The 20,622-nt window shown below is 73.1% G+C and carries 19 protein-coding genes; 8 read left to right on the forward strand and 11 right to left on the reverse strand.

What is annotated here, in order from left to right; translation table 11 throughout:
* Positions 1 to 42: 42 nt before the first annotated feature.
* Positions 43 to 1,605, reverse strand: a complete 1,563-nt coding sequence (locus AC5R91_RS10755; protein ID WP_495397002.1) for an LCP family protein — start codon at positions 1,603 to 1,605, stop codon at positions 43 to 45.
* Between the two features lie 611 nt (positions 1,606 to 2,216).
* Between AC5R91_RS10755 and AC5R91_RS10760 the strand changes: the two genes are divergently transcribed.
* Positions 2,217 to 3,128 (forward strand): 2-hydroxyacid dehydrogenase, encoded by a 912-nt coding sequence (locus AC5R91_RS10760; protein ID WP_495397003.1) that lies wholly within the window; start codon positions 2,217 to 2,219, stop codon positions 3,126 to 3,128.
* 107 nt (positions 3,129 to 3,235) lie between these two features.
* On the opposite strand, the gene AC5R91_RS10765 is transcribed toward AC5R91_RS10760, so the two are convergent.
* Positions 3,236 to 4,204: an NAD-dependent epimerase/dehydratase family protein gene (locus AC5R91_RS10765; protein ID WP_495397004.1), complete on the reverse strand. Its 969-nt coding sequence runs from the start codon at positions 4,202 to 4,204 to the stop codon at positions 3,236 to 3,238.
* Positions 4,205 to 4,214: 10 nt separating this feature from the next.
* Positions 4,215 to 5,306 carry a hypothetical protein gene (locus AC5R91_RS10770; protein ID WP_495397005.1) on the reverse strand — a complete coding sequence of 364 codons (1,092 nt, stop codon included), beginning with the start codon at positions 5,304 to 5,306 and terminating at the stop codon, positions 4,215 to 4,217.
* Positions 5,307 to 5,706: 400 nt separating this feature from the next.
* Between AC5R91_RS10770 and AC5R91_RS10775 the strand changes: the two genes are divergently transcribed.
* Positions 5,707 to 6,645, forward strand: coding sequence for a PAC2 family protein (locus AC5R91_RS10775; RefSeq protein WP_495397006.1), 939 nt, complete (start codon positions 5,707 to 5,709; stop codon positions 6,643 to 6,645).
* Between the two features lie 280 nt (positions 6,646 to 6,925).
* On the opposite strand, the gene AC5R91_RS10780 is transcribed toward AC5R91_RS10775, so the two are convergent.
* A complete protein-coding gene (locus AC5R91_RS10780; protein WP_495397007.1) occupies positions 6,926 to 7,339 on the reverse strand; it encodes a DUF7715 family protein in 414 nt (137 codons plus the stop codon).
* A gap of 204 nt (positions 7,340 to 7,543) precedes the next feature.
* Between AC5R91_RS10780 and AC5R91_RS10785 the strand changes: the two genes are divergently transcribed.
* Complete coding sequence (locus tag AC5R91_RS10785; RefSeq protein ID WP_495397008.1) at positions 7,544 to 8,770, forward strand: sensor histidine kinase; 1,227 nt, start codon at positions 7,544 to 7,546, stop codon at positions 8,768 to 8,770.
* 44 nt (positions 8,771 to 8,814) lie between these two features.
* Here the strand turns inward: AC5R91_RS10785 and AC5R91_RS10790 are convergent, their stop codons facing one another.
* Entirely contained in the window at positions 8,815 to 10,383 is a 1,569-nt protein-coding gene (locus tag AC5R91_RS10790; RefSeq protein ID WP_495397009.1) for a DHA2 family efflux MFS transporter permease subunit, read from the reverse strand.
* Between the two features lie 169 nt (positions 10,384 to 10,552).
* Between AC5R91_RS10790 and AC5R91_RS10795 the strand changes: the two genes are divergently transcribed.
* A complete protein-coding gene (locus AC5R91_RS10795) occupies positions 10,553 to 11,440 on the forward strand; it encodes a TetR/AcrR family transcriptional regulator C-terminal domain-containing protein (protein ID WP_495397010.1) in 888 nt (295 codons plus the stop codon).
* 146 nt (positions 11,441 to 11,586) lie between these two features.
* Here the strand turns inward: AC5R91_RS10795 and AC5R91_RS10800 are convergent, their stop codons facing one another.
* Complete coding sequence (locus tag AC5R91_RS10800) at positions 11,587 to 12,006, reverse strand: pyridoxamine 5'-phosphate oxidase family protein (protein ID WP_495397011.1); 420 nt, start codon at positions 12,004 to 12,006, stop codon at positions 11,587 to 11,589.
* 226 nt (positions 12,007 to 12,232) lie between these two features.
* On the opposite strand from AC5R91_RS10800, the gene AC5R91_RS10805 reads away from it, so the two are divergent.
* The gene (locus AC5R91_RS10805) at positions 12,233 to 13,480 is read left to right on the forward strand and encodes an ammonium transporter (RefSeq protein ID WP_495397012.1); all 1,248 of its coding nucleotides are present in this window, start codon (positions 12,233 to 12,235) and stop codon (positions 13,478 to 13,480) included.
* 52 nt (positions 13,481 to 13,532) lie between these two features.
* Here the strand turns inward: AC5R91_RS10805 and AC5R91_RS10810 are convergent, their stop codons facing one another.
* Positions 13,533 to 14,333, reverse strand: coding sequence for a carbon-nitrogen family hydrolase (locus AC5R91_RS10810; RefSeq protein WP_495397938.1), 801 nt, complete (start codon positions 14,331 to 14,333; stop codon positions 13,533 to 13,535).
* A 130-nt stretch (positions 14,334 to 14,463) separates the two neighbouring features.
* Positions 14,464 to 15,177: an MBL fold metallo-hydrolase gene (locus AC5R91_RS10815; protein WP_495397013.1), complete on the reverse strand. Its 714-nt coding sequence runs from the start codon at positions 15,175 to 15,177 to the stop codon at positions 14,464 to 14,466.
* Positions 15,178 to 15,244: 67 nt separating this feature from the next.
* Between AC5R91_RS10815 and AC5R91_RS10820 the strand changes: the two genes are divergently transcribed.
* Positions 15,245 to 15,811: a hypothetical protein gene (locus tag AC5R91_RS10820; protein WP_495397014.1), complete on the forward strand. Its 567-nt coding sequence runs from the start codon at positions 15,245 to 15,247 to the stop codon at positions 15,809 to 15,811.
* An 18-nt stretch (positions 15,812 to 15,829) separates the two neighbouring features.
* On the opposite strand, the gene AC5R91_RS10825 is transcribed toward AC5R91_RS10820, so the two are convergent.
* Entirely contained in the window at positions 15,830 to 18,025 is a 2,196-nt protein-coding gene (locus tag AC5R91_RS10825) for a WD40 repeat domain-containing protein (protein ID WP_495397015.1), read from the reverse strand.
* Between the two features lie 221 nt (positions 18,026 to 18,246).
* Here AC5R91_RS10825 and AC5R91_RS10830 point away from each other — a divergent pair, with 221 nt between their 5' ends.
* The gene (locus AC5R91_RS10830; RefSeq protein WP_495397016.1) at positions 18,247 to 18,543 is read left to right on the forward strand and encodes a hypothetical protein; all 297 of its coding nucleotides are present in this window, start codon (positions 18,247 to 18,249) and stop codon (positions 18,541 to 18,543) included.
* A gap of 108 nt (positions 18,544 to 18,651) precedes the next feature.
* Here the strand turns inward: AC5R91_RS10830 and AC5R91_RS10835 are convergent, their stop codons facing one another.
* The gene (locus tag AC5R91_RS10835; RefSeq protein ID WP_495397017.1) at positions 18,652 to 19,680 is read right to left on the reverse strand and encodes a CE1 family esterase; all 1,029 of its coding nucleotides are present in this window, start codon (positions 19,678 to 19,680) and stop codon (positions 18,652 to 18,654) included.
* A 135-nt stretch (positions 19,681 to 19,815) separates the two neighbouring features.
* The gene (locus AC5R91_RS10840; protein ID WP_495397018.1) at positions 19,816 to 19,992 is read right to left on the reverse strand and encodes a hypothetical protein; all 177 of its coding nucleotides are present in this window, start codon (positions 19,990 to 19,992) and stop codon (positions 19,816 to 19,818) included.
* Here AC5R91_RS10840 and AC5R91_RS10845 point away from each other — a divergent pair.
* The gene (locus tag AC5R91_RS10845; protein ID WP_495397019.1) at positions 19,991 to 20,479 is read left to right on the forward strand and encodes a pyridoxamine 5'-phosphate oxidase family protein; all 489 of its coding nucleotides are present in this window, start codon (positions 19,991 to 19,993) and stop codon (positions 20,477 to 20,479) included. The genes AC5R91_RS10840 and AC5R91_RS10845 overlap by 2 nt on opposite strands.
* The last annotated feature ends 143 nt before the right edge of the window (positions 20,480 to 20,622 follow it).

Consider the following 20,622-nt stretch of genomic DNA (forward strand, 5'->3'; position numbering starts at 1 on the left):
GCAACGGGCCGCCCGGCGGGCACGATCACCCGGCGGGCACGATCACTGGATGCAGGAGGCTACGGCCGTCGTCGTCGGCACGGCCGTCGGGCTTGCCGTCGCGGTCGCGCCTGCCGGCCCGGCGGCCTTGGCACTCGGGGCGGAACCCGGCGTCGTGATCCGGGGGGTGATGGCAGCGCCCGGCAGGGACGGCCCGGCGACGACGAGGCCGGAGCCCGCCAGGCTGACCCGGCCGGAGGTGCGCGAAGCTCCGACCGACGCCGACGCCGACGCCGACGAGGAGGAGGCGGCGGCGGTCTGGACGGCGGCGGTCTGGACGGCGGCGGCCTCGTCCGTGCCGGCGGCCGGGGCGGTGGCCGGGGCGGTGGCCGGGGCGGTGGCCGAGGGGCTCGGACCGGGCTGCGGGGTGGCGCCGGGTGAGGCGAGGGGGTCGGTGCCCGGCGACGCTCCGGCACCCACGGCGCCGGCCTCGCTGTCGCCGTCGCCCATCGTGCGGGCGAAGAAGGCGCGCACGGCGTCGGGATCGTAGAGGAAGTAGAACGCCGGGTGGGCGACCTGCCCGGTGACCGGGATCGTCGCGAAGGTCACCGCACCGCTGTTCATGCCGCGCAGCCGGCTGGCGAGCCGGCGCAGGTCGGCGAGGTCGGTGGCGTCGTCGAGGACCGTGGACCGGGTGACGGCCCCGAGGAACGCGGCGAGCTTGGCGGGACGCAGCAGCACATCGCCGGAGGACACCTTGCGGAACACCGCCGCCAGGAACGCCTGCTGGCGGTGGATGCGGGACAGGTCGCCGTCGATGAATCCGTGGCGCTGGCGGACGAAGGCGAGGGCCTGCGCGCCGACGAGGTGGTTGTTGCCCGGCTGCCCGACGAACCCGGAGCTGGGATCGTTGAGGTTGGTCGAGTGGACCCGCCGGCCGTTGTCGAGGGTGACCGTCTCGACGTACGGGGAGGCGGTCAGGCAGACGTCGACCCCGCCGATGGCGGTCGTCATCTGCTGGAAGCCGCCGAAGTCGATCTCGGCGTAGTGGTCGATGCGCACCCCGGTGAGCTGCTCCAGGGTCGCGACCAGCAGGGCCGGGCCGCCGCTGTTGAAGGCGCTGTTCACCCGGTCGCGGCGCGCGCGGTGGGTGCCGCCGTCGCCGTCGGTGTAGGCGGGGATCGGCAGGTAGAGGTCCCGCGGGATCGAGACGATCTGGGTCGTGCCGTCCGACGACAGGTGCGCGATCATCATCGTGTCGGAGCGGGCCCCGCCGACCTTCGCGGCGTCCGTGCCGGTCCGCACGTCGGAGCCGACGAGCAGCCAGTTCTCCGTCCCCGCCGGCAGCGCCGGGGGCCGGGAGACGTCGACGTGCGGCAGGGCGATGCTCGCCCGCGCGATCTTGCGGTCGTAGACGGTGAGGACCACCCAGCCCGACACCGTCGCGGCGAGGACGGCGACGCTCAGCACGGCCGCGAGGATGAGCGTGATCCGGGACCCCACGCCGCGGCGGCGGCCAGGACCCCGCGCGGCCGGCTCGACCCCGGACCCGCCGCCCGGGTCCCCCGAACCACCCGTCGGATCCCCGGGTCCGCCGGCGACCGGCCCGCCCGGGACGGCGGACAACGGCGACGCGACAGGCCGGGTGGACGCGGCCGAGGGCCCACGGTAGGTCGGCGCCGTGGCGTCGTCGGTGCCTACCGCCGCATCGGTGGCCGGCGATCTCGGGTCGGCGGCCGTCGGAGGATCGACCGCCCCCGCCGCGGCGGACCCGGCATTCCCCCGAGCAGCGGGCGGATTGGACCGGCCTTCCGCAGGCGGAGCGTCAGGGGAGGCTGAGGTGGGCACCGGTCGCTTCACGTCGCCGCCCCTCCCCGCGATGATGCCGGCGAAATGACCGGATAGACCTACCACAATAAGCGGTATTTCCCGCCCATCGGCGCCCTGGACCGCGCTATGTGACGACGGCCGCGCTTACCTGCGCAAATCTGCACCGGGCGCACCATGTCGGCCACGCAGGCGGAACCGCCCTGCCCGCCGGTGCGGGCATCCGCGTTCATCTTCTGTCCGTCCATCCCCTCTGTGTCCGTTTTGTCCCTGCAAGGTGGCAGGGCTTTCCTCCAGCGAAAAGAGAGGGGGCGGAGCGTACGTGCCCGTAACGCGCGGCCGCGGGTAGGGCCCGACCCGGGGCTCTGGTACGACAGAAGGGTCATAACGGCGCAGTGCAGGGAGGCTTCTTGTCCAGACCCGTCCTCGTCCTCGTCCCGACCGACGGCGGCGTCGCGGCGCTGTCGGCGGTCCCCGGGATCGAGCCGCTGCGGTACGACCCGGACGCTTCCCTGCCGACGGCGGCCCGCGAGGCCGAGGTGCTGGTCGTGGCGGGGAGCGAGGTGCAGCGCCAGCTCGACGCGATGCGGGAGCTGCCGAAGCTGCGCCTGGTGCAGACCATCAGCGCCGGAACCGACCAGTGGCACGGCCGGCTGCCGGCGGGGGTGGCCCTGTCGAATGCCCGGGGCGCGCACGGCGGTTCCACCGCCGAATGGGCAGTGGGCGCGCTGCTCGCCCTCTACCGCGAGATCCCGCGGTTCCTCACCGACGCCGCCGCCGGCCGCTGGGAGCCGCGCCAGACGGGGACCCTCGCCGGCCGGCGGGTGCTCATCCTAGGCGCGGGCGATCTCGGCACCGCGCTGCGTCGGCGGCTCGAACCGTTCGAGACCGAGGTCAGCATGGTCGCCAGGCGGGCGCGGCCCGGCGTGCACACCCTCGACGAGGTGCCGGACCTGCTGCCCCACCACGACGCCGTGGTGGTGATGCTGCCGCTCGCCGACGAGCTGCGCGGCCTGGTCGACGCCGCCTTCCTCGCCCGCATGCCCGACGGCGCGATCCTGGTCAACGCCGCCCGCGGGGCCCATGTCGTGACGTCGGCGCTGCTGGCGGAGCTCGAGTCCGGGCGGCTGCGGGCGGCGCTGGACGTCACCGATCCGGAGCCGCTGCCGCCTGAACATCCGCTGTGGCGGGCCCCGGGCCTGCTGCTCACCCCGCACGTGGGCGGCATGACCACCGGCGTGTCGCAGCGAATCTGGAACGTGATCGCCCGTCAGCTCGACCAGTACGTCCGCGACGGCCGACCGGAGAACCTCGTCGACTGACCGGAGAGCCTCATCGGCTGGCCGGAGAACCTCGTCGGCTGGCCGGAGAACCTCGTCGGCTGGCCGGAGAACCTCGTCGGCTGGCCACCGGTGGCCGCGGATCCGGGTCAGGCGCGGTCGAGCTCCGCGAGGGTGCGGCGCAGGCCCTCGGCCAGCGGGGTCGGTTCCCAGCCGAGCTCGGTCTGGGCCCGGGTGGCGTCCGGGATCGCGTTCCACCGCAGGTAGTGGAGCTGGCCGCGAGCCAGCGGCGGCGGTCGGCGGGTCAGCCTGGCCACCGCCTCGCCGCCCGCGGCGAGCGCCGAGGCCGCCGCGGCCGGGATGGTGACGGCCGGCGGGCGACCACGCCCCCCGGCGACGACGACCGCCGCGGTCAGCTCCCGCAGGCCGACGTGCGCGTCGGAGAGGATGTACCGCGCGCCGGGGCGGCCCGCGCGGGCGGCCGCGAGGTGGCCGCGAGCCAGTCCCTCGGTGAAGACCAGCCCGAACCCGCCGGGTGGAACGGCGGGCAGCAGCCCGCGCAGCGCCGGGCGGAACATTCGGCTTTCCATCGAGGTCGGCCCGTAGGGCGGGAAGCCGTAGACGGTGGCCGGGTTGACGATGACCACCTGCATGCCACCGGCGGCGGCAAGCACCGCCCGTTCCGCGCGCTGCTTGGAACGCTCGTACGGGGTTGCCTTCGGGGCGGCGGCGAGTGCGGTCTCGTCGAAGCGGCCGCCCGGCGGGGCGTCGAACACGTCGATTGTGCTGGTGTGCACCAGCCGGCGCACGCCGGCCCGCGCCGCCGCCCGTGCGACGTTGTCCGAACCGGCCACGTTGACCCGGTCGAACTCGTCTGCGTCGGGCAGCCACTGCTCGGGAACGCCCATCGCGTTGAACACGATCTCGGTCCCGGCCACGGCGGCCGGCAACGTTGCCGGGTCGGTGACGTCCCCCACGACGACGTCGACCGGCCGCGGCAGGCCGGACGCCCGGGCCGGGTCGCGGACCAGGGCCCGCACCTGGAGGCCGGCCTCGAGCGCGGCCCGCACGACCGCTCCGCCGACCTTGCCGGTCGCGCCGGTGACCAGGACCCTCACCGGCGCGAGCCTACGTCGGGTCGCCTCCCAGGCCGGGCCACGACCCGCCGCCCCCACCGGCCCGGCCGGCCCGGCCGCCTCCCGAGCCGTCGGCCGGGTCCCGCCGCCCCCGGCCGAGCAGCCGGGAGCGGTCGACGGCGGTACGCCTGGCCTCGGCCATCCCGCGTGCCATGTACCAGCCAGTGCGGTACCAGCCAGTGCGGTACCAGGAGGTGCGGTACCAGGAGGTGCGCACCACGGGGGCGTCGACCCCCGGTCGGTCCTGCACGGCGCGGGGCCGGGGCAGACCGAGCAGCGGGTCCGCGCCCGCCGGCGGGGTGGTCGTGTGGGTGCTGGTGATCACCGAAAAGTCGCCGAAGAACTTCACCTCGAGGCGTTCCCGGCGGATCTTGCCCGACCCGTCCGGGATGAGGCGCAGGAAGTACAGCACGCTGGTCCCGCCGGCGGCGGCCCGGTCGTGCGGGTTGTAACCGCCGCCGTCCCAGTGGAACTCCGCACGGGTCCGCAGCACCCAGCGCAGCCCCTCGATGATGATCGGATTCGGCTCGGGCAGGCGCATCGCGAAGTGCCGTTCCAGCTCGAAGGCGCGCTCCTGCTCGACGAGGCCGGGCGGCAGCTCGGGGGTGCGCCGCACCATGAAGATCTCGACCGTGCGGCCGGCGCCGGCATCGGAGCGCAGCGACGCGTGGGTGAGGCGCACGTCGAGCAGGTCCGACCGCACGCCGTAACGCTCGCCCAGTCGGGCCCGCACGATGACGCTCGGGACCAGCGCACTGGGCTCGAGCCCGAGCGAGGCCAGCGCGGCCAGGGCGGCGTCGAAGTCGTCGACGGCGATCAGCAGCGCCGCGTGGTCGAGCACGCAGTACGTGGCGACGAGCGCAACCAGTTCGGCGGCGCCGTCGATCCCGTCGAACAGGCCGGCGAGCAGCCCCTCGGTGTTCAGTGACCGCAACGGCGCACAGACGGCCTCGATGCGGCGGACGTCGACCTCGTCGATGGCCGCGGGAGCGCCGCGTCCGGTGACGGTGCCCCCCCGCGGGCCCCGCAGTGGCCCCCGCTGCAGCCCCTGCCGTGGCCCGGTTCCCGTCGGCGTGTCCGTCATTGCGTGCCGCCTCTCGCCACGCGGCGCGGGCCCGATCGGGCGCGCCGACTCCGGTCCCGGACCGGTCCCGGACCGGTATAGGTGGGGCGGCCGCGGTCCTGGTCGACAGGGTCGGGCTCCCGCACCGAGCCGGCTGGCTTGCTAAAGGCATCCGGGTGGGCGCCGAAACTTTTCCGGGAGCCTAGCGGCAGCGTGTGACGGCTTCGTTGTCGGCTCCCTACAGGAGGCGGGAAGCGGGTAAAATCGCGCATGAGACCCGGGCGGCGTCAGGCCGGTGCGCGGCCGAGGCGGGCGACGCCCGTCGTCCGGTGGTCCCCGGCCCCGGCGGAATGCCGGCGGCGCCTGCCGCGCTTCTTTTCAGGTGACGGAAGCGACCGGTGGTGTAAGGAGGACCTCGATCGTGCTTGATCCGCAGGAGCTTTACAGTCTCACCGAGGACGCGTCCGACGACCCCATCGACGCGCATCGCCCGATCATGCTGGAGGCGCTGACCGGCGTCGTCGACGCCGGCAACGCGGTCAGCCTCGCCGGCGAGCACCTGTTGACCGCGCTCGACCATCGCATCGTCGCGACGTTCGACATCGATCAACTGCTGGACTACCGGTCCCGGCGGCCGACCATGATCTTCTCGGAGGACCACTGGGAGAGCTACACGGACCCGGTGCTCGCGCTCTACCAGCTTCGTGACGAGTCGGACACGCCGTTCCTCCTGCTCACCGGCCCCGAGCCGGACCTGCAGTGGAAGCGCTTCACCGCGGCCGTGCGCGGGCTGGTGGCCCGGCTCGGTGTCCGCCTCACTGTTGGGCTCAACGCCGTGCCGATGGCGGTTCCGCACACCCGCCCCGCGACGATCACGGCACACGGAAGCAGCAAGGAGCTGGTCGTCGGCTACGAGCCGTGGCTGCGTCGGCTTCAGGTCCCCGGCAGCGCCGGGCACCTGCTGGAGTACGAGCTGGGCCGCGACGGCCGGGACGCGATGGGCTTCGCCGTCCACGTTCCGCATTACCTGGCCCAGACGACCTACCCCGCGGCCACCGAGGTGCTGCTGACGTCCGTGTCGAAGGCGACCGGCCTCATGCTTCCGTTGGACGGGCTGCGCTCCGCGGCGGTCGCCGTCCAGGACGAGGTCAACAGCCAGATCGCCCAGGGCGGGGAGGCCGCGGCGCTCGTCCACGCGTTGGAGGAGCAGTACGACGCCTACCAGCGGGGGCGGCGCGGCCCCAGCCTGCCCACGATCGACGCCGAGCAGAAGCTGCCGACCGCCGATGAGCTCGGGGAGGCGCTCGAACGTTTCCTCGCCGAGCAGTCCGAGCCGGGCGGTCCGAACCCGCTGTCCTGAATCCGACACTCTGAACCAGACGCTCGGAACCAACCGCTCGGAACCGGCCGACCCGGTGTCGACCGGTTGTATTTCTTGTTGCACATCGCGCAGGTACTCTCCAAATCCCTGAGCGCGCACGGCCTTCCGGTACCTGCTGTTTCCTGGTGACGTCCGCGGAATTCCACCATTCCGATTCGCCACCGGGAGAGTCACCCAGTCGCCGGCACGCCGGCACCCTGGTTTGCATCGGTCTCCCGCCGCCACGACGGCGGGAGACCCGAACCCGATCCGGGCAGTCTCAGTGGCGGTCGGGCACGCGGCCGATGCTCGCGTCCGACAGCGCCCGGACCGACAGCCCGTCGACGAACCGCTCGACGATCGCCCCCACCGGCCAGCGGTCGACCTCTGTGAGCAGGCGCGATGCCTCCGCGTCGGCGTGGCGGGCGTCCCACCCCTGCGCGTCCAGACTATTACGCAATGCCTCCAGGTAATCCGTTTCCGTGATTCCGGGAAGGTCTCGGACCATCGCCGTCGTCGTTCCGTAGAAAGAGCCCAGGCCGACGAAGACCCGGCCGCACTCACACCGGCCGTGCGGCCGGTCCAGGTGCATGTCACAGAACGCACGCATGGTTACGAGCTCACCTTCCACCGCCCAGTGGAAATCGTCGACACGCAGGCCCTGCGCGTACGCGGTGGCCGTGAGAAGTTTCATGACTCCCAAGCTCCTCGTGGTCGCCCGACCGCTTCCGGGTGGGAAGCGGATGCCCTCCGGATCTACGAGAAGACAACCATCCCCCACCGACAAAAGTCTCGGCTTAGCCATGATCGGGGTACTCTCGACGCACGTCCCGGACCGGCCGCGGGGACCGGCCCGAGACGATTCCGGTGGGAAGATCCAGTGGGAGGACGGCAGCCGGTGACTGCGCCTGTCGCCGCCACGGCCGACTCCGCCCCGACCCCCGAAGGCGCCGGATCCGCCGAGGCCGCCGCGCCCCGCCGGCAACGGCTCGCCGCGGGCGCCGCGACCTGGCGGGGTGTTCTGTTCCTGCTGCTGAACCTCCCTTTGGGCATTATCGGCTTCGTCTGCGTGACGACGGCGCTGGCCCTCGGTGCGGGCCTGGTGGTCACGGTGATCGGGATACCCGTGCTCGCGTTCGGCCTGCAGTTGTGCCGCGTGTTGGGCACCATCGAGCGGGTCCGGGCACGGTGGCTGCTCGGCCTGCGGATCGACGCGCCGTCGCGGCGGCCACGCCTGCGGGCCGGCGGGCTCGGCTCGATGTTCGCCGCGCTGGCCGATCCGGTGTCCTGGCGCACCGCGTTGTACCTGTTCATCCGCCTGCCCTGGAGCATCATCAGCTTCGTGGCGGCGGTGCTGCTACTCACCGTGGGCTGGGTGGTGCTGCCCTCGGCCACGCGCGGGCTCGTCGCGGTCGATCGGGCGATGATCCGCGGACTGCTCTCTCCGTCGGAGGGGGTGGAGCGGCGGATCCGGGAACTGGAGGCGGACCGGGGCACGCTCGCCGATTCCGCCGCCGCCGACCTGCGGCGGATCGAACGCGACCTGCACGACGGCGCGCAGGCCCGGCTCGTCGCGCTGGCCATGGGCCTGGGGCTGGCGAAGGAGAAGCTCGCCGACGATCCTGACGCCGCCGCCCTCATGGTCGCCGAGGCGCACGGCGAGGCGAAACTCGCCCTGCAGGAGCTGCGCGACCTCGCCCGCGGCATCCATCCCGCGATCCTCACCGATCGCGGCCTGCCCGCGGCCCTGGCCTCGCTGGCCGCCCGGTGCACCGTGCCCACCCGGGCCGCCGTCGAGCTGAGCAGCCGGCCGGCCGCCGCCCTGGAGGGCATCGTCTACTTCACCGCGTCGGAGCTGCTCACCAACATCAGCAAGCACAGCCGGGCCAGCGCCGCCACGATCGAGCTGCGCCGCCCCGACGGGGCCAGCCTGCTGCTGCGGGTCAGCGACGACGGCGTCGGCGGCGCGGATCCCCGCTGCGGCACGGGGCTCGCCGGTCTGACCGGACGCCTGGACGCCATCGACGGCACCCTGATCGTCGACAGCCCGCCCGGCGGCCCGACGCTGGTCAGCGTCGCGCTGCCCTGGCGGGATGCCACCGACAACCCCGACTCCAGGCCCTGATCTTCGGTGCCGTCCACTGCCGCGGCACCGCTCAGGAGAGGCCGTCAGACCGGCCGCGCCACCGGGCCCGGCTCGACGGGTGCGAGACCCGGCGTGCCCGGGTCAGATCCGACAGCCGACTCCGCCGCGGCCGATCCGTCCCGTGGCGCCGCGGACCGCGGGCTGCCGGCCGCTCGCCCCGGCAGCAGCAGGGCCATCGGAACGGCGAGTACGGAGAATCCCAGCGTCCACCAGAAGGCCACCGCGTAGGCGTGCGCCTGCGCGCCGAGATCCTCCGCGGCGCCACCCGACCCCGTCCCGCGTAGCTGATGGGCCAGGACCACCGCGAGCACGGCGGTACCGAGAGAGCCGCCGATCTGCTGGAAGATACGCACCGCCGAGGTGGCGCGGGGAATGTCGGTGGGACGTAGTCCGTGGTAGGCCGCCGACATGACGGGGATCGACGCGGCCGCGAGGCCCATTCCCCGCAGAACCAGGGAGCCGCCGAGGAGGACCTCGCTCGTGTGCGTGCCGACCTGGGTGTAGGCCACCGAGCCCAGCAGACTGAGCACGAGCCCGACCAGGACGAGCAGCCGCGGGCTGGTCCGATCGACCAGCCGGCCGACCACGATCATCGCGAGCATCATGCCGAGTCCCTGCGGCGCGAGCAGCAGCCCGGCCTCGATGGCGCTGCGCCCCCGCACCTGCTGCTCGTAGAGCGGAAGCAACAACATCGCGCCGTAGAGCGAGAGCCCGAACAGGAACATCATCCCCGCGGAGCCGCAGAACGACGCGAAGCGGAACAGGCGCAGATCGATCAACGGGACGATCCTGGTCCGCAGCGCGTGCCAGGCAAACACGGCGATCATCGCCAATCCGACGATCAGGGGCACCAGCACCCTCGGGTCGGCGAAGTCGCCGCGCCGACCCGCCTCGGAGAAGCCGTAGACCGCGACGGCGAGCCCCGGCGAGAGCAGGGCGAACCCGACCCCGTCGAACGGATGGCGCTGCGCCACCCGCATCTCGGGCATCAGGCGCCAGGCCAGTGCGATGGCGACGACACAGACCGGCACGTTGACGAGGAAGATCCACCGCCAGCCAAGATCATCGATGAGCACACCGCCGACGACGGGGCCGAGCACGGGGGTGAGCAGGGCCGGGACGGCCACCGTCGCCATGAGCCGACCCAACCGCGCGGGACCGGCCGCCTGGGCGAGGATCGTCTGCATCAGCGGCAGCAGCAGCCCGCCCCCCGCGCCCTGGACGATCCGGAAGGCGATCAGGCTGCTCGCGGACCAGGCGATCCCGCAGAGCACGGAGCCCACCAGGAACAGCGTCAGCGACACCAGCCACATCCGCTTGCCCCCGAAGCGTTCGACCGACCAGCCGGTGAGCGGGATCACCACCGCGAGGGCCAGCAGGTAGCCGGTGCTGACCCACTGGATCGTCGACACGCCCACGTCGAAGGACCGCGCGAGGGTGTCGAGGGCGACCGACACGATCGTCGCGTCGAGCTGCACCACGACCGCTCCGACGAGAACGATCAGCGCCAGCCGGACGAGCGCGGGATCCAACCGGTCGCCAGCGCCACCGCCGGCGCCATCCGCCGTCGACGCCTCGGCCTGCACAGCCATGGGCCCACACCTCCGGAACGATTCAGGGGATCACGTCACGGCGCCACCAGCGCGGCGGATGAGCGGCACTCGCCGACCCACGCCTGAACGATACACCGTCTCGCTTTCGCTACGGCGCATCGCGACCCGTACACCGTAACGATGTCGCAGGACCACGTAACCTCGAGGTATGGGTGACCACACCCGCGCGGAGAGACTCCCGGCGGTACCGACGGCCTTCGTCCCCCCGGCCCCCGCACACCGCCCGGCCGCACCCGCAGGCCCGACGCCCACGAACCTGACCCCGACGAGCCCGACCCCCACGAGCCCGACGCTCGCCGGGGAGGCGGGCGCGGCAGACCGCCCCGCGCCGGCGGGGGGGTCGTCCGGGATCGTCTGGGCCCGGCCGGCCGAACGCCGCCGGCCGCGGCTGACCCGGGAGGCGATCGTCGACGCGGCCGTCGCGATGGCCGACGCCGAGGGGCTCGAGGCGGTCTCGATCCGCCGTGTCGCCGCGGCGCTCGACGCCCGGCCGATGAGCCTGTACTCCCACTTCGACCGCAAGGACGACCTGCTCGCGCTCATGAACGACCAGGTGGCCGCCGAAGTGATCGTGCCCGGGCCGCTGCCGGCGGACTGGCGGGACGCCCTGCGCGCCATCGCCCACCGCACCCGGGACAGCAGCCTGCGTCACCCCTGGGTCCTGCAGACACTCGCCTGCCATCCTCGCCTCGGCCCGAACGGGCTGCGCCACGCCGAGCAGTCCGCGGCGGCGGTGTCCGCTCTGCCGCTGCCGCCCCGCCGGCGGGGCGCGCTGCTGCGCGCCGTCGACACATACACCCTCGGTCACGTCACCGCCGAGCTGCGGGAGCGCCAGGGTTATCTCGGCGGCGCCGACCGGGCGGAGGTGCAGCGATATCTGACCGGCGTGCTCGACGGCGGCCAGTACCCGCACCTGGCCCAGTTCCACAGCCAGGACCTCGTCCTGGTCGGCGAGGACGCCCGAGAGAGCTTCGCCGAGGGCCTGGAGTGGCTGCTGAACGGGATAGCGGCCGCCATCGGCGCGGCACCATCCTGACCGGCACCGTCCTGACCGGCACCGTCCTGACCGGCACCGTCCTGACCGGCACTACTCTGACCGGCCCCAGGATCGGCGTCGTTCCGGGCGGTAGAAGCGGGCGTTGAGGTCGACCGTCCCGATGTGCCCATCCGCGCCCACGGCGGTCAGACGCTGCCCAGCACCCGGGTGATCCGCACCTCCAGGACGACCCGCAGCGGGTTGGCCCGCGGCTCGCGGTAACGCTGCGCGTAGCGCCGCTCCGCCTCCGCGACGCTCGCGGGATCGTCCCGCACCACGGCCAGTCCCTCCAGCGTCGACCAACGGCGCCCGTCGATCTGGCAGACCGCGACGGCGGTTCCCTCGGCGGGCCCCGCGGCGATCAGCCGCGCCTTCTGGGAGCGGCCGGAGGTGATCACGCGGGCGATCCCGGCCGCCGGGTCAAGAGTCGCGCCGACGGCGACCACGTGCGCGCTGCCGTCGGCGCGCACCGTGGTCAGGCTGCACAGGTGCCGCTCCCGCCAGAAGTCGAGGAACTCCCCGCCACGACCGGTCAGATCGGGCGGCCGGGCGGACTGGTTCGACATGCCGCCAGCCTGTCACGCGGCGGGTGGGGCCGTCCGGCGGCCACCCAGCCGACGAACACCGCCACGATATGCACCCAAAGCAGGGCCTTTACCAATCCGATACCCGCACGACACGAGCCGGAAAGCACCGCTGTCGACCCTCGTCGCACGACGCATCTTCGCCGGACCGACGCCCGCCCACGGACCGCGGGGGAACGCACAACGGCGGCGCAGGGACAGGAGCGACATGCCGTTCGACTTCAGGACGATCGATACCGGGGACACGGCCTGGGTGCTGGCCAGCGCCGCCCTCGTCCTGCTCATGACGCCGGGCCTGGCGTTCTTCTACGGGGGGATGGTCCGGGTCGAGAACGTCCTGAGTATGATCATGCAGAACTTCTTCTGCATGGGCATCGTCAGCGTGCTGTGGGTCCTGGTGACCTACAGCCTGGCCTTCGGCGGGGCGAACGGGTTCGTCGGCGGGTTCGACCACGTCGGGCTCGCCCACATGAACGTCCAGGTCGCCGGGTACACGGGCGCGGCGGGTCAGACCATCCCGCCGGTCGTGTTCGTCTGCTTCCAGCTCATGTTCGCCATCATCACGCCGGCGCTCATCACGGGGGCGAGCGCGGACCGGTTCCGGTTCAGCGCCTTCGCGCTGTTCATCGCCCTGTGGTCGGTGCTGGTCTACGGCCCGGTCGCGCACTGGGTCTTCTCCCCCACCGGCTGGCTCTACGAGCACGGCGCCGAGGACTTCGCCGGGGGGACCGTCGTCCACGCCAACGCCGGCGCCGCCGCCCTCGCGGTGGCTGTCGTGCTGGGTCCCCGCCGTGGCTGGCCCAGCGGCGACTTCCGCCCGCACAACGTCCCGTTCGTCCTGCTCGGCGCGGGCCTGCTGTGGTTCGGCTGGTTCGGCTTCAACGCCGGCTCCGCGCTGCACGCCAACGAGCTGGCGGGCAGCGCGTTCGTGAACACCAACACCGCCGCCGCCTGCGCGATGCTGGGCTGGATTCTCGTGGAGCGCCTGCGCGACGGGATGGCCACCACGCTCGGCGCCGCCTCCGGCGCCGTCGCCGGCCTGGTGGCGATCACCCCCGCGGCCGGGTACGTCACCCCGGTCGGCTCGATCGTCATCGGCCTGCTCGCCGGCGGCGTCTGCGCCCTGGCCACCGCCATCAAGGGCAAGGTCGGCATCGACGACGCCCTGGACGTCGGCGCCGTACACCTCGTCGGCGGCGCGCTGGGCGCCCTGCTCATCGGCCTGCTGGGCAGCAGCGACATCGGCGGCCGGGACGGGTTGTTCTACGGCGGCGGCAGCAGCCTGCTGCGCGAGCAGATCGTCGCCGTGGCGGCCGTGGTGGCCTACTCGTTCGTCGCCTCGCTGATCATCGCCGGGGCGGTGCGGCTGGTCCACCGGCTGCGGGTGACGGCGGACGAGGAGGCCAAAGGGCTCGACACCACCCAGCACGGCGAGGTCGCCTACCGGCTCTGGTGACCCCCGAACGGCGGGGAGTCCAGGGCCGCGACCAGGTCGCAGAAGACGGGATTCAATGCCGGTCGCCCTCCGTCCCCGCGACGACGGTGACGTCGAGCCGGCGGTGGGTGAGCACCGGGAACTCGGCGCGGACGGCGGCCGGGAGGGCCGGGTCGAGCTCGGCGCGGACCCGGGCGGGGCCCTGGCCGCCCTCGGCCAGCACCACCCCCCACGGGTCGACGACGACGCTCGCCCCGGCCATGTCGCGGCCCGCGTGCCGGCCCGCGACGTTGCAGGCGACGAGGTGGACCTGGTTCTCGATCGCGCGGGCCCGGGTGAGCACCCGCCAGTGCTCCAGCCGGGCCGCGGGCCACGCCGACACGACCGCGACGAGATCGGCACCGGCGTCGCCGAGCAGCCGGAACAGTTCGGGGAACCGAAGGTCGTAGCAGGTGGCCAGGCCGATGCAGCCGAGCTCGGTGCGCACGGCGTCGGCGGTCGTTCCCGGCGTGAGCAGCCTGGCCTCGTCGGACCCGTAACCGAACAGATGAATCTTTCGATACGTATGCAGGATGTCGCCGCCGGGACCGATCAGAACGGTCGTGTTGTGCAGCCGGCCGTCGTCGGCCCGCTCCACCAGGCTGCCGGCGACCAGGTGGAATCGGCGCTCCCGGGCCATCTCCCGCAGCGCGGTCAGCGTCGGACCGGTCAGCGGCTCCGCCTGCGCCCAGTAGGCGTCGAAATGAAAGTAGCCGGTGGCCCACAGCTCGGGGAGCACGACGAGGTCGGCGTCGGTCCGGCGCAGTTCGGCCAGCACCCTTCGCACCCGGTCGGCGGCGCTCTCGCCGTCCGGGCAGTCGAGTTGCAGGCACACGGTGCGGATCCGGCCGACCGCCGGGGCGGTCACCGGTGCCGAAGCCGAAGCCGGGGTCCAGGCCGAAGCCGGGGTCGGAGTCGAAGCCGGAGTCGTCGGGCTCATGCGCGGGTCTCCAAAGCGTCGTCGATCAGCCCAGGCCGAGCATCGACTTCCACTGCTGGGCGCTCGTCGGCCGGAAGACGTGGTTCATCCGCTTGACGACCGACAGGTCCTCGGAGGACTGCGGCGAGTACTGGTGGCCGGGGAAGACGGTGGTGGTGTCCGGCAGGGCGGCCAGCCGGCGCAGGCTGTCGTACATCAGCCCGGCATCGCCGCCGGGCAGGTCCATCCGGCCGCAGCCCTCCAGGAACAGGGTGTCGCCCGCGACGAGCCGGTTGTCGACGACGAAGCACTGGCTGCCGGGGGTGTGGCCCGGGGTGTGCAGGAGCTGGATCGGGATCTCCCCGACCGTGACCACGTCGGTGTCGTCGTGCTCGACGAGGTCGGCGGCGGAGACCTCGGTGGCCCGGCGCACCCACTCGGCCTCGGCCCGGTTGACGTGGATGGGCACGTCAACGCGGGTGAGCAGCTCGCGGATGCCCTCGATCTCGATGCCGAACGCGGAGCCGCCCACGTGATCGGCGTGGTAGTGGCTGACGAGCGCGCCGGTGAGCCGCATCCCGTCGGCGGCAAGCAGGGCGAGCAGGTCGTCCACCTTGTAGGCGGGGTCGACGACCATCGCCTCGCCGGTCTCCCGGTCCCCGACGAGGTAGACGAAGTTGACCATCTGGGTGCCGACCGGGTCGCCGACGGCGAAGTCGCGGCCGGACAGAAGCTGGCGGAAGTACAGACGCTCGGTCATCCGTTCAGCGTACGAAGGTCCGCCCCGAGGTGCGGCGAGGCGGGCGCGTGGGGCTACATTCGGCGACATGACGGGGGACAAGCCCACGTCGCGAACGCCCGCAGCCGGCCCCCCGCCGCCGCCCGACACCCGGGTCACTCCCCGCCAGGTGGCGCGCTGGCGGCGCTCCGGTCTGGTCCGCGACGACGGTCGTGACCTGGCCCAACTCCGGATGATCGGGACGCTGCGGCGGGCCGGGATCAGCCTCGGCCGCATCCGCGCCGCCCTCAACCGCGCGGCCACGCGTACCGACGCCGCGACACGCGGCTCCGGATACGACCTCGCGCGTTACGCCGTGTACGCGGACGAGCTGTACATCCAGCACGCCGACGGAAGCTGGGAGGGCGACCGCCGCCCGGGCCAGCTCGTCCTCGACGAGATGCTGCCCCTGCGCCCGATCGACGTCGCCCTCGTGTCCGCCCCGTCCGCCCGCTCGTCGCACTCCACGGTCGACCGCCCGGCGCCCCCCGTCCGTTCGCTGGGCCGGATCGCTCCGGTGGACCCGATCGCCGCGGCGAGGCCGATCGTTCCGGCGGACGTCGAGGCGATCCGGCGCTTCCTCGCCGTCCAGGACCACGTCGAGCGACCGCAGTGACCCCGGGCGGGCCGGTCGTCAGGTCACCGTCCACAGCCGGGTCTGGTCGCCGCCGGCGCTGGCGACCATGCGTCCGTCGGGACTGAAGGAGACCGAGAACACCGGACCACCGTGCGCGGGGGACGCGCCAAGCGTACGAGGCAGGGCAGGATCCGACACGTCCCAGAACCCGACGGATCCCTCCGTCCCTCCCGTGGCGAGGGTGCGGTTGTCCGGACCGAAAGCCAGCGTGAGCAATGCCCCCGACCGGATGGCCAGCGGGGCACCGAGCGCCCGTGGATGCGCCGCGTCCCCGATGTTCCAGAGCCGCACGGTGTCGTCGGCGCCGCTGGCGAGGGTGCGCCCGTCCGGGCTGAACGCGACCGAGGACACCGCACCGGCATGGCCGGTCAGCGCCACGCCGACCTGGCGAGGCCGCGCGGGCGTGGCGACGTCCCACAGCCGCACGGTGTGGTCGGTGGAGCCGCTGGCGAGGGTCCGCCCGTCCGGGCTGAACGCGACCGAGGACACCGCACCGGCATGACCGGTCAGCGCCACGCCGAGCCGACGGGGCGCGGACACGTCGGCGATGTCCCACAACCACACCTCGTCGTTGGCGGCGCCGATCGCGGCGACCTCCCCGTCCGGCGAGATCGCCAGTGAGTTCGGCGGGCTCGGCGTCACCTGGCGGCTGACGGCCCGAGGCCGGTGGGGATCGCGGACGTCCCAGAGGCGGAAGGCGGAGTCCGAACTGATGGTGATCAGAGAGCCGCTGCGGATGAACGCGACGTTCAGGGCACGGCCATTGTCGACCTGGCCCAGTCGGGTGGGTCGCCCCCCCTCCGCCACGTCCCACACGGCAAGTCCTCCCCGTGTGCCGACGGTCGCCACCATCCGCCCGTCGGCGGAGTACGAGGCGGATCGCACCGGGCCGCTCGGAACGAGCGTCACCGCGCCGCCGGTCGGTGCCGGCGGGAGAACGTCGAAGCGCTCCGAGGTACTGCTCGGCTCGTATGCGGTGCCGGTGATCGGCGCCGCCGCGACCGGGCCAGAGCCGGTGACCGGGGACCGCTGCAGCGCGACGGCGGGGGCGGCCGCCCGGTGGTCGGCGCGCAGCAGACCGGCCTGCCAGACACCGGCGGACACCGGCACCAGGACGGCGAGAATCACTGCCAGGAACAGCAGCGGGCGCGACGGCAGCCGATGCTGGGCCACCGCGGCCGTGGTCGTCGCATCACGTTCGACGATGGTTTCGCCCCGGGCCGGGGGTACGGTATCCAGCCCGGCCGGCTGTGGTCCGCCGCCGCTGGAGGCGGCCCCGATCGCGGAGTCCGGCCGGTCTCCGGGTCGATCAGGCGCGGGGGGTGCCGGGCAGGCGGGGGGTGCCGGGCAGGCGGGGGGTGCCGGGCGAGCGGGGGACGCCGGGCGAGCGGGGGACGGACGCGCGGAGGAGGCGATCGCCGCGCGGATCGTCGCTCGGGCCGTCTCGGTCGGCACGTAGGCGTCGAGCAGGCGTTCGACGGCGGCCTCCAGCCGGCGGGCCTGGTCCTCCAGCTCCCGGGTCCGTTCCTGCTCGCGGAACAGATGCATCTGCAACTCGACCGCTTCGTGGCTCTGATCCGTGGCACGCGCCCGCAGCCGGGCGAGTTCCGTGACGGCGGCGTCCCGGTCCTCCGTGAGCTGGTCGCAGCGGCGGACCGCCTCCTGCTCACCCCGGGCCGCATCGCGAAGCTCGTGGCCGAGCTGTTCGAGGGTCATCCGATACCGAGCGTTCTGCTGGCGGACATCGGTCAGGTCGTCGATCTCCTCGAGCGGGGTGGGCACCCGGACATCCCGGATGTGACCGCGATACCTCGGTGGCGGGCTACCCCCGCGGGCCGCCCGCCACAACCCGGCCAGGTGGGCCACCTCCTCCGCCACCTCGTCCGCGGGGAGGCAGGCATGCGCGACGTCCCGCACGTAGGGCCACTCCGGGCCCCGGGCATAGGGCGGACGCCCCCGGAACTGCCGGGACAGCTTCTTGTCGTCCAGCGTGGCCAGCGAGAGCTCCGGCTGGACCTCCCGAACGTGCGAGAAGAGGTTCGTGCGCGAACCGTGCGCTGAGCTGATCAGCTCGTCCAGCCGCTCCACCAGGGCCCGCACAGCGGGGCTCACCTGCGGATCGCTGCTCGTCTTCGGGGGCGCGCCGCGTCTGGCCCGCCGCACCGAGCCCTTGCTGCCGGGTCCCAACACCACCGCCACCCTCCGCGAAAATCCGGGATTTTCACAGGATTCTCACAGCGAAAAATTTTCGCAGCCAGCTCGAAAAATAATCTGTGATGACCTGGAGGTCAGCCGGGCGAGCCTCGTTCTTTCTTTCTCGCGAGCGGTTTTCGCACGAGAAAAGAATCGCACGGCGCTCGACGCGTCGGACCGAGACGACCTCACCTCGGCCGCGGACACGGAAGGACCTCGCCATGATGCCCGAACTGCTGCTCATCGTCACGATGTCCATGACGATCGGGCTGGCCTGCACCCAGACGCGCGGGACACGGGCACGCCATCCGGCAGTCCTCGCGATGCACGGGGCCGCCGTGGTGACGGTCGTGGTCGTCGCGGGGATGGTCCTGGTTCGCCTCGGCCTGGTTCCGACCGGCGACCTGCTCACCGCGGTGTGGGCGAACCTCACAGTGCGCGTGGCCGAGGAACGCCTTTCCTTCCGCCGGCCACCGCAGATCGAGCCGCCGGACGCCGGCGCGACCAGCGGCCGCTGATGACGTCCGGACCAGCCGAGGGCGCCGGCTCGTGCGGTGGGGCCGGCTCATGCGGTGGGGCCGGCTCATGCGGTGGGGCCGGCTCATGCGGTGGGGCCGAGGTCGCCGTCAGGCGGGTGGAGCGGCGCGGTGGGCGGTGAAGAAGTCGAGGATGGCGCCGGTGGCGTCGAAGGTCCGCCCCGCGGGTGAGTCGCGCGGGTCGCGGCGGGCCTCCGGGCTCGCCGGCCACAGGTGGGTGCCGCCGACGACCGTGTCGAACAGCACCTCGCCGCCGTCCGCGCAGCCGCCGTAGCGGCGGGCGACGACCCCGGGGGCGGGCTGGGTGGTCAGCGCCGTCGGATCGCAGCCGTAGCGCTCGGCGTAGCCGCGGACCACGTCCGAAGCCGCGGACACGCGGGTCGACGAGCCCGCCACCACGCCGCCGCCGTAGGGCACCGACGGGTCGGCGGTGCCGTGCACGGCCATCGTCGACGGCGCACGACCGGCGGGGCAGCGGGTCTCGTAGGTGGACGAGACCATGGCCACCGCGGCGAACCGGGCGGACCGGCAGGCCAGCGCGGCAGCGAACTCGGCGCCGTTGGAATGCCCGGTGGCGTACACCCGCCGGCCGTCGACGCAGAACCGGGACGCGAGGTCGGTCAGCAGGGCGACGACGAAGCCGACATCGTCGGCCCTGCCCGGTTCACTCAGGGTGTTCCATCTGCGCGGCGTGCCGAGCGCGTCCGGGGTCACCACGACGAAGCCGCGCCCGGCGCCGACGACGCCCATCCGCGACCGCTGTTCCTCCAGCGCCGCGTCCGCCTTGAAACCGTGGAAGTCGAACACGACGGGATAGGACAACCGCCCGTCGTAGTTCGCCGGCACCGCCAACCGGTAGGAGCGCCGCATCCCGTCGTGTACGAGAACGTGCACCCCGCCGGGCAGCGGAACGTGGCCGGTGGACGCCGGGCACGCGCCGCCGGCCGCCTGGCCGGCCGGGCCCGCGGCCAGCCGCAGTGGCGGCGCACCGCCGACCGGGCCGGCGGCGACGCCGGGACGGTCGGGCAGCACCGCCACGGCCACCGACAGAACCGCCGCCGCGATCGCGACGCCCATCACGGCAAGCGGCCATCTACCCGCCGTCGCTGTCCGGATCATCAGACCACGGTACGAACGAGGCCGGACGGATGTGCCGATCAGCCGGGGACATCTGCCCGACACCCCGACCGTCCGACACCCCGACGCGGGACAGGTGCGGGGGGCGGTCGTCCGCCTCCCAGCGGACCGCACACCTCAGGAATCGCTGGGCATGGCGCCGGCCCCCAGGAGTGCCTCGTAGTGCTGGCAGCCGTCCGGCGGGGTGTCGCGGTGGTGGTCGAGGATGTGTTCGAGCAGGCCGCAGGCCTGTCGGCTTGAACCTGCACGATCGTCGCACGCCGGAGGCGAACCGACGACGAGGAGGACGACCATGACCGACGTACAGGCGGCGACGTTCGCCGCCCGATTCCCGGATGCGGCGATGATCACGCAGCGTGCCGACGGCGCGGCGCACATGGCGCGGATCGAACTCGCTGTTCTCGACGGGGAGATCTTTGCAACCGGTTCCCCGGCACTGGCAAGGACGAAGAACCTGCGCCGCAGTCCGCATTGCTCGCTGTTCGTCTTCGGCCCGCACCCGCACTGGCTGGGGCTGGAGACCCGGGCGACGATCCACGAGGGACCGGACACCCCGGCACTGTTCGTCCGCCTCCTGCGCGCCCGCCACGGCGACGTGACGCCGCCGGGTACGGTGCTGGCCCACGATGATCAGCTTGGCCGCGACCAGCCGTGGCCCGAGGCCGACTATCTCGAGCACGCCCGCGAGCGGGGGCTGCTGGCCTATGGTTTCTCGATTCAGAGGTCGTACGGCAACCCCCGATCTGCCCACGGTCCGAAATCGCGAGGGTTCGGTCGGTAAGCGGCGAATTTCCGCACGGGCGAACGCACCGGCAGGCGAAACCCTAGACTGGTGGAATGCGGAGGTGCCCGGACGACACCGGACCCGCCTCCTCGCCGAGGGGTAATCCCGTGCCCGCGAGCGGCCAGCCGCCGGCGCGGGCG

It is taken from the genome of Frankia sp. BMG5.60, from assembly GCF_059428125.1.

Bases quoted from the DNA above. Each gene is read 5' to 3' on its own strand.
- AC5R91_RS10770 (WP_495397005.1), bottom strand. From the start codon at position 5,306: ATGACGGACACGCCGACGGGAACCGGGCCACGGCAGGGGCTGCAGCGG.
- AC5R91_RS10780 (WP_495397007.1), bottom strand. From the start codon at position 7,339: ATGAAACTTCTCACGGCCACCGCGTACGCGCAGGGCCTGCGTGTCGAC.
- AC5R91_RS10790 (WP_495397009.1), bottom strand. From the start codon at position 10,383: ATGGCTGTGCAGGCCGAGGCGTCGACGGCGGATGGCGCCGGCGGTGGC.
- AC5R91_RS10795 (WP_495397010.1), top strand. From the start codon at position 10,553: ATGGGTGACCACACCCGCGCGGAGAGACTCCCGGCGGTACCGACGGCC.
- AC5R91_RS10800 (WP_495397011.1), bottom strand. From the start codon at position 12,006: ATGTCGAACCAGTCCGCCCGGCCGCCCGATCTGACCGGTCGTGGCGGG.
- AC5R91_RS10805 (WP_495397012.1), top strand. From the start codon at position 12,233: ATGCCGTTCGACTTCAGGACGATCGATACCGGGGACACGGCCTGGGTG.
- AC5R91_RS10815 (WP_495397013.1), bottom strand. From the start codon at position 15,177: ATGACCGAGCGTCTGTACTTCCGCCAGCTTCTGTCCGGCCGCGACTTC.
- AC5R91_RS10820 (WP_495397014.1), top strand. From the start codon at position 15,245: ATGACGGGGGACAAGCCCACGTCGCGAACGCCCGCAGCCGGCCCCCCG.
- AC5R91_RS10830 (WP_495397016.1), top strand. From the start codon at position 18,247: ATGATGCCCGAACTGCTGCTCATCGTCACGATGTCCATGACGATCGGG.
- AC5R91_RS10835 (WP_495397017.1), bottom strand. From the start codon at position 19,680: ATGATCCGGACAGCGACGGCGGGTAGATGGCCGCTTGCCGTGATGGGC.
- AC5R91_RS10845 (WP_495397019.1), top strand. From the start codon at position 19,991: ATGACCGACGTACAGGCGGCGACGTTCGCCGCCCGATTCCCGGATGCG.
- AC5R91_RS10840 (WP_495397018.1), bottom strand. From the start codon at position 19,992: ATGGTCGTCCTCCTCGTCGTCGGTTCGCCTCCGGCGTGCGACGATCGT.